9 protein-coding genes are annotated in these 10,567 nt (G+C 54.7%); 5 read left to right on the forward strand and 4 right to left on the reverse strand.

The window, feature by feature from the left end; translation table 11 throughout:
• Positions 1 to 30 precede the first annotated feature (30 nt).
• The 3 genes from G491_RS32995 to G491_RS0128085 all read right to left on the reverse strand — a co-directional run bounded on the left by G491_RS32995 (position 31) and on the right by G491_RS0128085 (position 4,615).
• The gene (locus G491_RS32995) at positions 31 to 2,208 is read right to left on the reverse strand and encodes an acetate--CoA ligase family protein (RefSeq protein WP_051327578.1); all 2,178 of its coding nucleotides are present in this window, start codon (positions 2,206 to 2,208) and stop codon (positions 31 to 33) included.
• A gap of 38 nt (positions 2,209 to 2,246) precedes the next feature.
• Positions 2,247 to 2,918, reverse strand: coding sequence for a TetR/AcrR family transcriptional regulator (locus G491_RS34805; RefSeq protein WP_028316900.1), 672 nt, complete (start codon positions 2,916 to 2,918; stop codon positions 2,247 to 2,249).
• Between the two features lie 506 nt (positions 2,919 to 3,424).
• Positions 3,425 to 4,615: a dipeptidase gene (locus tag G491_RS0128085; protein WP_211239183.1), complete on the reverse strand. Its 1,191-nt coding sequence runs from the start codon at positions 4,613 to 4,615 to the stop codon at positions 3,425 to 3,427.
• 357 nt (positions 4,616 to 4,972) lie between these two features.
• On the opposite strand from G491_RS0128085, the gene G491_RS0128095 reads away from it, so the two are divergent.
• The 4 genes from G491_RS0128095 (at position 4,973) to G491_RS0128110 (ending at position 8,890) form a co-directional block, all read left to right on the forward strand.
• On the forward strand, positions 4,973 to 6,058 hold the full coding sequence (locus tag G491_RS0128095; protein ID WP_028316902.1) for a uroporphyrinogen decarboxylase/cobalamine-independent methonine synthase family protein: 1,086 nt from the start codon (positions 4,973 to 4,975) through the stop codon (positions 6,056 to 6,058).
• Positions 6,058 to 6,900, forward strand: coding sequence for an AAA family ATPase (locus tag G491_RS0128100; protein ID WP_028316903.1), 843 nt, complete (start codon positions 6,058 to 6,060; stop codon positions 6,898 to 6,900). The genes G491_RS0128095 and G491_RS0128100 overlap by 1 nt, the downstream gene beginning before the upstream one ends.
• 3 nt (positions 6,901 to 6,903) lie before the next feature.
• Positions 6,904 to 8,097 (forward strand): vWA domain-containing protein, encoded by a 1,194-nt coding sequence (locus G491_RS0128105; protein ID WP_028316904.1) that lies wholly within the window; start codon positions 6,904 to 6,906, stop codon positions 8,095 to 8,097.
• A 112-nt stretch (positions 8,098 to 8,209) separates the two neighbouring features.
• Positions 8,210 to 8,890 carry a Crp/Fnr family transcriptional regulator gene (locus G491_RS0128110; protein WP_015949903.1) on the forward strand — a complete coding sequence of 227 codons (681 nt, stop codon included), beginning with the start codon at positions 8,210 to 8,212 and terminating at the stop codon, positions 8,888 to 8,890.
• 75 nt (positions 8,891 to 8,965) lie between these two features.
• Here G491_RS0128110 and G491_RS0128115 read toward each other — a convergent pair whose 3' ends face one another.
• A complete protein-coding gene (locus G491_RS0128115; protein ID WP_028316905.1) occupies positions 8,966 to 9,940 on the reverse strand; it encodes a DUF3187 family protein in 975 nt (324 codons plus the stop codon).
• Between the two features lie 286 nt (positions 9,941 to 10,226).
• Here G491_RS0128115 and G491_RS36210 point away from each other — a divergent pair.
• The coding region (locus tag G491_RS36210) for a hypothetical protein (RefSeq protein ID WP_211239184.1) at positions 10,227 to 10,567 on the forward strand (341 nt) is incomplete at its 3' end.

The following is a 10,567-nucleotide window of genomic DNA, read 5'->3' on the forward strand; positions in this document are numbered from 1 at the left end:
TTAGCAGTCAAAAAGGAAGGCCCCGGTTTTCTATTTGTTTTTTGCGTGAAAATCGTAATAAGCCGTCACCTTGGCCATGGCGTTAATGCCCCGGGCCATGCCTTCGTATACGGGAATGCCCGCGTCCAGGAGGATTTTTTCCATCACGGGCGCCCAACTGCGTATTTTTTCCGAAGGCATGTATTGCCTCCAGGTGGCGATAAACGGCTTGCCGCCCAGATGCTTGACGCCTTCTTCCGCCACGTACCGCGTGAGGGTCTCAATGTACCCGCCGCCTTCCTCCTTGTTGAAGAGCCAATCCAGGGGAATGGACATAAGGACGTTGTCGATTTCGTCGCTTTCGGCCATGAGTTTGAAAATTTTGCCCATGACGTCAAAGTCAAAATAGGCGATCATGGCGTCGATGGGGTTGCGGATGATGGTGCCTGCCGGAGGGATGATCTCCCGCAATTTACCCAGCAAGTCCTCGGAGAAATCAGGCAGCGCCAAATTCAGCTTGGCGCAGTTGTCCGCCACAGACACCCCGGCGCCGCCTCCGTAACCCAAAACGGCCGTTCTCGGCCCTTTGGTTTCGGGCAAATAATGGAAAGCCATGGCGACTTCGGCCAGTTCCTCCACGGACTCCATCAGCACACAGCCGGTCTGGCGGAAAAAGGAATGCCAGATTTTGGGGCCGCCCGCCAAGGCGCCGGTATGGGAGGACACGGCCTGAGCGCCGGTTTCGCTCAAGCCGCCTTTATAAATAAGAATGGGCTTTTTCTTGTTGGTTTTCTCGGCCAGTTTTAGAAAACGGCGGCCGTTCTTCAGGCCTTCCAGATACATGGTTATGATTTCGGTCTCGTCGTCCCCGGCCAGATAATCCAGAAAATCCGCGCTTTCCACGGTCAGGGCGTTGCCGTAGCTCACCACCTTGTTAAATCCGATGCCGTACCGGCCTGTGGCGTAATGGGTGATCTCCTGGGCGTTGCCTCCGCTTTGGCTGATGAGCGCGATGGGGCCGGATTTTTTTGAGGCCATCTGCCACGTGAGCATGCGTCTGTTGGGCACGTAAAAGCCCATGCAATTGGGGCCGATAACCCGCAATCCCCCCTCCACTGCAATTTGCTTCATTTCCTTTTGCAGACGGACGCCTTCCTCCTCGCCCGATTCCTTGAAACCCGCGGTGAATATGTGCACGGCTTTATTGCCCGTGGCCACGCATTCCCGCAGAACTCCCGGAACCACCCGGGCGGGCACGGAAACAATCACAAGATCCACTTTTTCAGGCAAGGCGGTGAGGTTGGGGTAGGCTTTGTGACCGTAAATTTCATCCAGTTTGGGATTGATGGGGTACAGCCTGCCCTTGAAGCCAAACAGATGCATGCACCCGAACATGCCGGCGAACCCGCTGATGTTCGGCTTGGTTGCCCCGACAACGGCCACGGACTCCGCATTGAACGCCCTATGCAAGGCCTGGCGGGTTTCCTGTATCCATTGCTCCTGTTCTTCTTCGCTTAAAGCCGGGCCGATGGGTGCGTCGGCGTTTTCGCCCAGAACCACCAGGGCGTCCACGGCCTTGACCTTGCCGTCCGGCGTGACGATCAAGGGGTTGATGTCCACCTCCTTGATCTCCGGATGCTCCAGGCCAAGCCGGGCCAAGCCTAAAAGCGTTTGTTTCAAGGCGTCCCGATCCGCCTTTTCTTCGCCGCGAAAAGCGCCCAGGAGCTTGCTGCTTTTGATCTCGTCCAGCATGACCTCCGCCTGCGTTTCCGAAAAAGGAGCAATACGAAATGTCGCGTCGCCCAAGGCTTCCGTAAACACGCCGCCCAGGCCGAACATCACGGTAGGGCCGAACTGAGGGTCCCGGACCAAGCCTGCCGCGAACTCCCTTTTTCCTTCCACCAGGGGCTGGATCAGGCAGCCTTCCCAGTCCTCGCCGGCGGCTTCCTTGATCTGCCTATACGCCTGGATGACCTCAAAATCCGACCGCAGATTGACCTTCACCAAGCCCCTTTCGGTTTTGTGCGTCAACCTGGCGCCATGGCCTTTCAACACCACAGGAAAGCCTATCTTTTGAGCCTGGGACGCGGCATCATCCTCTTCCGTGACTATGGCCTCCTCCACCACGGGAATGCCGTAAGCGCTCAGCAAAATCTTGGATTCCGCCTCGGTCAGGGAGGCTCTTTCTTCCTTTTTTACGCAATCAAGCAGTTCGGCGACGTTTAACATAATCTCTCTTGGTTCTCCTGTCTTACTTAGAAAGGCGACTATTCCAAGCGCGTGAGCGCTTCGGTGATAAGCTGCTGGGCGAGCCCCAGGGTTCCGATTTTTAGCTTGTGGTTGTTTTCTTCGTCATTCTTGCAATCTTCCAACTGAACCACGCCCACAACCAAGCCCCAGATGATATCCGCCAGCGCGTAGACGTCCACCTTTTTCAAAAGGCCCATTTCCATGCCCTGGGTCAGCATGCTGCGGCATAATATGACGTTGTTTCGGCCTTTTTCATCCAAGGCGGAGCGGATTTCCGGTTTAAAGTCCCCCAAAAGATCCTTTTGCTGGAACAATTGCAGCACCCGAAAAGTCTCCGGGCTGGACTCGTAAGCATTGTAATAGGCGTGGAAAATTCCCAAAACCAGGTCCCGGCCGTCCTGGATTTTTCCTGAATTCAGGTTCTTTTCCAGTTTTTTCAGGTGAACCCGGATTTCAGCGATCAACGGCAGAATGAGGCTGAGGATGAGGTCGTCCTTGCTCTTGAAATAAAGATATATGGTGGGTTTGGTGATTTCCGCCGCCATGGCGATTTCGTCCATGGTGGATTTTAAATATCCCTTGGACGCAAAAACCGTCCGGGCCGCGTCCAGGATGCTCTGGATGCGTTGCTGCTTTTCCCGCTCCTTGCGTTGGCGGCAGATGGATTTGTGTTGGTTTTGCTTGTCCATGGACGGCTTCCTTAATTGGCTGACTTGCTTCCGTTAACCATTGGTTAAGTACATTACTGATAGTAAAGTTTCCTGTCAATGGGTAATTAATACGGGTGTGAAAAATAATCAAAAACGAATATACGGGCCTGGGATTTGAAGTTGGGAAAGGCCGGTGGGTGTAGAGCATAGGTGGTATGAGCGTTTTGTGAATTCCGGAAGGGCGTTTTTTTGAAGTCTATTTGATTTCAGATGGTTATATATGCATTCCCACGCGCAGCATGGGAACGAGAAGCCGGGTGGGCAAGGGTTGCGGAAACAATGCCGCCGCCCCCCCGTGGGCGCCCCCTTTTGTCGGGCGCCCCAGGCAGCGTTGTTTGCCGCCTGGGTTCGTTAGAACTCAAGGCGCGACCGGAAAAAATTGTAGAAACCGGGGAAGTCCGGCGGGCGAAAATGCTTTTTGGAACCGCTTATATGCAGTCGCGCGGTCTCCGCTCAGGTAGCAGCGGGGTTCCCGCGCATATAACCTAATCCGGCAGATTTTCCATGAGAAAGCGGACGGAGTTGCCGCCCATGACCTTGGCGATTTCGGCGTCGGTAAAGCCATTGTCCATCATGGTCTGGGTGAGGATGGCCAGTTCGGACGCGTCAAACCGGGTGGTCACGCTGCCGTCGTAATCCGAGCCCAAGGCCACATGATCCACGCCGACCAGGTCAATGGCGTATCGGATGGATTTGACCACGCCTTCCGGGGTAGTGTCGCACACGGCGTCCCAATATCCGATGCCGATGATTCCGCCTTTGTCGGCGATTTTCTTCATGAGCGCGTCCTGGAAATTGCGCTTCTTGGGACAGACGCCGTAAATGCCGGTATGGGAGACCACCACGGGTCGGGTCGCCATTGCCAGGACGTCTTCAGCGACCTGGGGCGAGGAGTGGGCCAGGTCGATGATCATGTTCAACTCTTCGCATTTTCGAACCACGTCCCGGCCAAAGGGTGTGAGTCCGCTGCTGGACACCCCGTGCAAGGATCCCCCCACTTCGTTGTCAAAAAAATGAAGCAGGCCGATCATGCGGTATCCGGCGTCATAAAGCGCCTGGACGTTTTTCAGCTTGTTTTCCAGGGCGTGGCAACCCTCCAGGCCGATGAGACTGGCCGTGGGAGGCGTTTTATCGGCCGCCAGGGCGTCTTTACGAGCCGCCAAAGCCTTTTCCAGATCCTTTTTCGTGCGCACGATCATGACTTCTTCGGGCTTTTCAGCCTGGAAATCATGCAGCTTTTTGGCTTGGTACAAAGCCCGGGCCAAAAGGCTGTCGCGGGCTTCCTTGGGCCAGCCCTGAGCCCAGGCCAGCAAGGTGATGTTGTCCGATTCCCCGGTGTTGGAGTCGTAGTTCTGCCCGGAAGGGGATTTGGTGACCACCGTAAACATCTGAACGGAGACGTTGCCCTCCCGCAAACGGGGGAAGTCCACGTGTCCGTTGGAGGACCGCTTGAGCAGGTTCTTTTCCCATAAAAGAGCGTCGCAGTGCCAATCCATGACGGTCAGGGCGTTGTGCATCATTTGCGCATCCCGGCTGATCTCGTAAGGAGCGTGGGACTCCACCTTGTTCATCACCCTGCCCATGGCTCCTGTGCGCCCGGCGTAAACTGCGGCGGAGCATAGTACAACGGCCATAACAAGGACGGAAATCAACGTAATTTTGATAAGTTTCAGCAATGCGAGCCCTCCTGTGGGATTGGAATTGCAGTGAATTTTCAGGGTTTTTTCAAGGCCTGGAAAAATGACAAGCGCCCAAACAATGACGAAAACCGGACTGAAGGTCAAGCAAAGAATGGAGGGGCGCTGAAAAGGAGGGGCCGGCGTTTAATTTTCATCCTGGCTTTTCCTGGAATCGTTGCTATTGTATAAAAATACTCCGGCCTGGAAAGAGTTATTCCAACTGCTGTTCCGGCCCCGAATATTTACGTTCGTGTAAATTATCGGATGACAGCGCCTTGTAAGCGGGTTATGCTTGTGATAGAATGATTGCTCGGTTTTTTACGAACCCAACCAACTATATAACCAGGAGAGAATATGGAAAAACCAACGCCATTCAAGCCAGGGTGTTTGCCGGCGTTAATCGGCAGCCTGCCTGTGAAGGACCACGAAGAGGCGGTGGATCTGGTGGCGGGGCACACCCCGGACGTCCCCATTTGGATACAACTCCCCATGTATCGCCAGGAAGGCATGCTGAACCAGTTTGTGCCGGGCGTTCCCGGTCTGGTGGACACGGGCGAAAAGGTGTACGTGGATACCAGCAGCCAGGAGTTCGAAGAAGGACTCATGGCTTTTTACGAAGAATACCTGGCCGTAACGGAAGCGGGCCTGCCCTTGGAGGAATCCCGCTTCGCCATGAAGCCGGAGCACGCCCCCGGCTTTTTCGCGTTGAAAAACCGTTTGGAGACGGCCTGGCCCCAGGAGTTTTCGGCGATTAAAGGCCAGGTGACCGGCCCTTTTACTTTGGCGACCACGCTGATGGATCAGGACGGCCGGGCCGCTTTATACGACGATCGGCTGCGGGACGTGGTGGTGAAGATTCTGGCGCTCAAGGCCCGGTGGCAGGCCAAGGTGCTGGGCGCTTTCGGCAAGCAGGTGTTGATATTCCTTGACGAGCCGGCTCTCGCCGGATTCGGCTCCTCGGCCTTTTTAAGCGTGACCAAGGAGGACATCGCCGCCCTGTTTGAAGAGATCATGGAAGCCATCCACCAGGAAGGTGCCTTGGTGGGCGTGCACATTTGCGCCAACTCGGACTGGTCTCTTGTCCTGGACTCTCCGGCCGACATTGTGAGCTTTGACCAGTATGAAGTGTTTGAACAGTTCGTCATGTATAAAGATGATTTAAAGGCCTTTTTTGACGCCGGCAAGATCGTCGCCTGGGGAATCGTCCCCACCATTGACAAGGAACTTATTATGGGCGAGTTCGCCGAGTCCCTGGAGGCCAGATGGCAAACGGACATGAAACAGGTGGAAGCCCTGGGAATTGACCGGGCGACCCTGCTTTCCCAATCCCTCATAACCCCGTCCTGCGGCACGGGTTCTCTGGACCCGGAGGCTTCCCTCCGCGTGTTGGAACTCACCCAGGAAGTTTCCAACATGATTCGTTACAAGGAGCAACTTTAATGACAGCAGCAGCCAAATTTACCGGCGACACCAAATATGTTCTCGACGAAGAACTCGCAAAAATAGTCAACATCTCCATGGCGCTTGAAATGCCCCTGCTTTTGAAAGGCGAGCCCGGAACCGGCAAGACCATGCTGGCCCACGCCATTGCAAACGCCCTGAAGATGCCGCTCCTGGTGCTGAACGTCAAGTCCAGCATGAAGCTCGTGGAGTGCCTGTACCAGTACGACACCCTGACCCGCCTGAACGACAGCCGGTTCGGCGACTCCAGCAGGGACGTATCCAACATCGAGGAATATATCAAGATGGGCAAGATCGGCCAGGCTTTTACGGCGGAGGAACGCACCATCCTTTTGATCGACGAGATCGACAAGGCCGACACGGACTTCCAGGACGACATGCTGGACGTTCTGGACCAGATGGAATTCGACATCATCGAAATCGACAAGACCATCCCGGCCAAGAACAGGCCGGTCATGATCATCACGTCCAACGCCAAAAAGGACCTTTCCGATCCTTTCCTGGGCCGGTGCAACTTCCATCACATCGCCTTTCCCGATCCCAAAATGATGCGGAAAATCATCAAGGTGCATTTTCCCCAATTGAGCGACAGCCTGATGGAAATGGCCGTGGACACCTTTTATCGCCTGAGGGAGCTGGACGGCATTGAAAAGAAGCCGGCCACCCGCGAACTCATCAACTGGGTGCGGGCTTTGCAAGCGGACCCGGATTTCGAGCCTAAGAAAAAAATGAGCGATGTGCCTTACCTGGGCGTCCTGTTCAAGAAAAGCGGCGATTACGAACGGGCGGTTAATGCGTCCAACCGCCGCAGGATGTATTAAAATATGTTCGTTCCTTTTTTCTATATATTAAGAGAGGCCGGAGTTCCGGTCAGCCCCACGGCTTTCCTGACTCTCCAGAAGGCCCTGCGCATGGGCCTTATCACCTCCATCGACGATTTTTACACCTCGGCCCGGGCCATTCTGGTGAAAAGCGAGCGGTACTTTGACGTGTTCGACCAGGCTTTCGCCCATCATTTTGAAGGGGCGGAGATGCCGGAAAACGCGGGCGTGGAAATCGACGACTTCCTCCGAAATCTGCTGGAAGACTGGCTGAGCGATCCTGAAACCGTGGCCGAAGCCTTGGGCATCAGCGAGGAAGAGGCCGCCAAGCTCTCTCCCGAAGAGCTGCTGGAGTACTTCAAGGAGCGCCTCAAAGACCAGGACGGCCGCCACGACGGCGGCAACAAGTGGATCGGTACGGGCGGAACCAGCCCCGTGGGCCACTCGGGCGTCCATCCCGGCGGCATGCGCGTCGGGGGGGTGTCCCGGAACAAGTCCGCGGTCAAGGTGGCCATGGAGCGCCGGTACAGGGACTACAGCCACCAGGGCCCTCTGCGCGAGGCCCTCATGGGCGAGGCCCTGAAACGCCTGCGTCATATGATCCCCGTAGGCCCCAAGGATCATGTCAACGTGGATGAAACCATCTACCAGACCACCCGGAACGGCGGGGAAATCGACATTATTTTCGAACGCAGCATCAAGGACCGCCTTAAGGTTATCCTGTTGATCGATAACGGGGGCTGGTCCATGGACCCCTACATTCCCGTGGTCCAGACCTTGTTCGATTACGCCCGTGCCCAGTTCAAGGACATCAAAACCTATTTCTTCCACAACACCATTTACAGCGCGGTGTGGGAGGACCCCACCAGGCGCTTGAAGCCCGTGAGGGTGCGGGAGTTCACCCGCTTCGACCCGGACACCCGGCTCATCATTATTGGAGACGCCAGCATGGCGCCCTATGAATTGATGGCCGCGGATGGCTCCTTGTACGTGGACGAACGCAGCGGCCTTGCCTCGGTAGAGCAATTGAAGTTTTTAGCAGAGACGTTTAAACATAATTGCTGGTTTAATCCGGTGCCCAGCCGCATGTGGCGATATACACAGACGATACATAATATTTCCAATATCTTTCCAATGTTTGAGCTGACTTTGGACGGTTTGGATGAGGCTGTGACGCACCTGATGCAAAAGCATTGATTTTTCAGGTAATCGGCTTTTCGGGTTGACTACAATCGACTTTCATGCAATTTAACTAAAATCAGAACTCGAACTGTTTTCTCCGTCAATCTGAGAATAGGAGCGTTTGTGTATGGACGCAATGGAGATGGTCAGCCATATTCCCATGTTTCGCAGCCTGACCCCCGAGGACAGGGCGGAACTTGCCTCCCTGTTACGGATTCAAAAAGTCAAGGCCGGCGAGGTTTTATTTCGCAAAGGAAGCGAAGGCACCACACTCTATTTGATTCAGAGCGGCGCCGTGAAAATCGTCCTGCCTTCCAGGCTGGGAGACGAAATGATCGTCACCATTTTTTCCGAAGGGGATTTCTTTGGAGAAATGGCGCTTCTGGACAATATGCCCCGGTCGGCCGACGCCATCGCTGTGGATCCCACGGTGCTGCTGTTGCTGAACCGGAGCGATTTTCTGCATTTTCTGCGGAAAAGCGACGGCGCCATCGAGGCCATCTTGTCCAGCCTGTCCATTCGCCTCAGGAGAACGGACGATCTTCTGGAAGACACCAGCTTCCTGAACATCCCGGCGCGGTTCGCCAAAAAGCTCCTGGAACTGGGAGACACCTTCGGCCGCCGTGACGGCGAAACCCTGAACATCAGCCTGCGTCTGACTCAAAAGGACCTGGCCGACATGGTGGGCGCCACTCGGGAAAGCATCAACAAGGAACTCCGGGTCTTGCGGGAGAAAGGAATTGTCTCCATCTCCGGAAGCTCCCTGACAATCAAGGATATCAGCCGCTTAAAACGCCGGGTGCGTTAACCGGCCACGCATAAATATTCAAAGGGCGATGCCGCAAGCCCAATTCGGGCGGCCGGTCTTCGCCCTTTTTTTGTCCTAAAAACTTAATTCCACCCCGGTATGAAGCGTAAAATCCGCAGCGGACCTGGAAAGATCTTCGGACATGGCCAGGTACGCGCCCCAGCCGGACTTCCACTGGTACTTGCCTCCAAAAGTTATCTCTCCGTAATCCCTGTCCAGAACGACGACCTGCGTGCCGCCATATGGGCTTTGCCAATACACGGATTGCACGAACCCGGAGAAACCCGGCGTGAATTGATAGGCCAAACCCAAAGCGCCGAAGCATGTGTCGGAAAAATCAATCTCCACATCCTCCAGGAAATCCGGCCTGGCCAACCACGTATATCCTCCAGCCAGGGACAAGGTCACCTTATCGTGAGGCTTGAAATCGGCCAGGACGGTCAGTTGGGCGTCCGTCCCTCCGGTTCCCATGACCTTGTCCGGGTCTCCTGTGGGGAGTTTAATCACGCCTTTGACGCTGGCAGTCATCCACGCGTTGGCGTAAACCCGCTTTTTCACCCCCAAACGGAGGTCTGCAATGCCGGACCCAACGCCCGGATCGTCGAACCATGACTTGCCGTTCGAGGATATCTGATACCCGAACTGATCGTCCGGCCGCATGGACCGGCCAGAGTTTCCCACGCCTAAGGCGTCGTGGTAGCTTTCCAAAAAGGAATCCAGCACCCCGGAATTATAGGAAAGGAAACCCACATCCAGGGAGAGTTCGGAATCCCAGAAAAAACCCGCAGAAAAGCCCGTGGTCAATTGCAGGCACTCCATGTCCGCCAGAACGATATGATTAGGAGAGGTCATCAAGGCGAATTCGTTGGTATACCCAAGGTCCGCCCTGGCTTGAAACGTCTTTAATTGCAGCGGTTCAGCCGGCTCCAAAGAGGGGGCCAGGTAAAAACGATTGACGCCCGATTGATTTCCTCCGGGAATGGAGAAAGCCTCCGCCTGCCCAAGGCCAAAGGCCAGAAGCGCCAGCATTGAAATAATAAGTTTTTTCATAAGAAGTCCTGAATCCAAGGGTTTTGGTTCGATAGGGGAAAATTTTCCAAAAATCGTATAACAGAATCGAGAAAAAACCAAGAGTCGCGCATCTGCTTTAACCATAATCAAGCGAAAACTCTTTACAAGTGCTTGAGATTGTCATATAAAAACCCACTTCCCTTAAGGTTGTGATTTTTTTCACCCAAAATTTCACCACACTTCAGGGAGGCAGGGGACAAGTTTATTCAAACGTAATTTCGTGTGACATCAATATTGTAATCGCTGGGCATCGCGGAGGATATGCATGGGAAAGAACAGTCTTATCAAATCCACAGAAGATAAAAACACTGAGGCGGAAGAAAAAGCCGCCGCCAAGCCTGCCAAGAAAGCGCGCGGCAAAAAGGCCGCCGCCAAAAAGAAGGAGCCGGCCGCTAAAAAAACCGAGACAAAAAAGGCTGCTCCCAAAAAAGATGTGAAGACAAAGACCGCGAAAAAGGAAGACGCAGCCAAGGACGCCGCCGCGGAAAAGAAAGCCGCTGAAGAAAAGGCCGCCAAGGAAGCAGCTGAGAAGAAGGCTGCGGAAGAAAAGGCCGCCGCCGAAAAGAAAGCCGCCGAGGAAAAGGCCGCCAAGGAAGCCGCTGAGAA

The organism is Desulfatibacillum aliphaticivorans DSM 15576 (assembly GCF_000429905.1).
Lineage (GTDB): Bacteria > Desulfobacterota > Desulfobacteria > Desulfobacterales > Desulfatibacillaceae > Desulfatibacillum > Desulfatibacillum aliphaticivorans.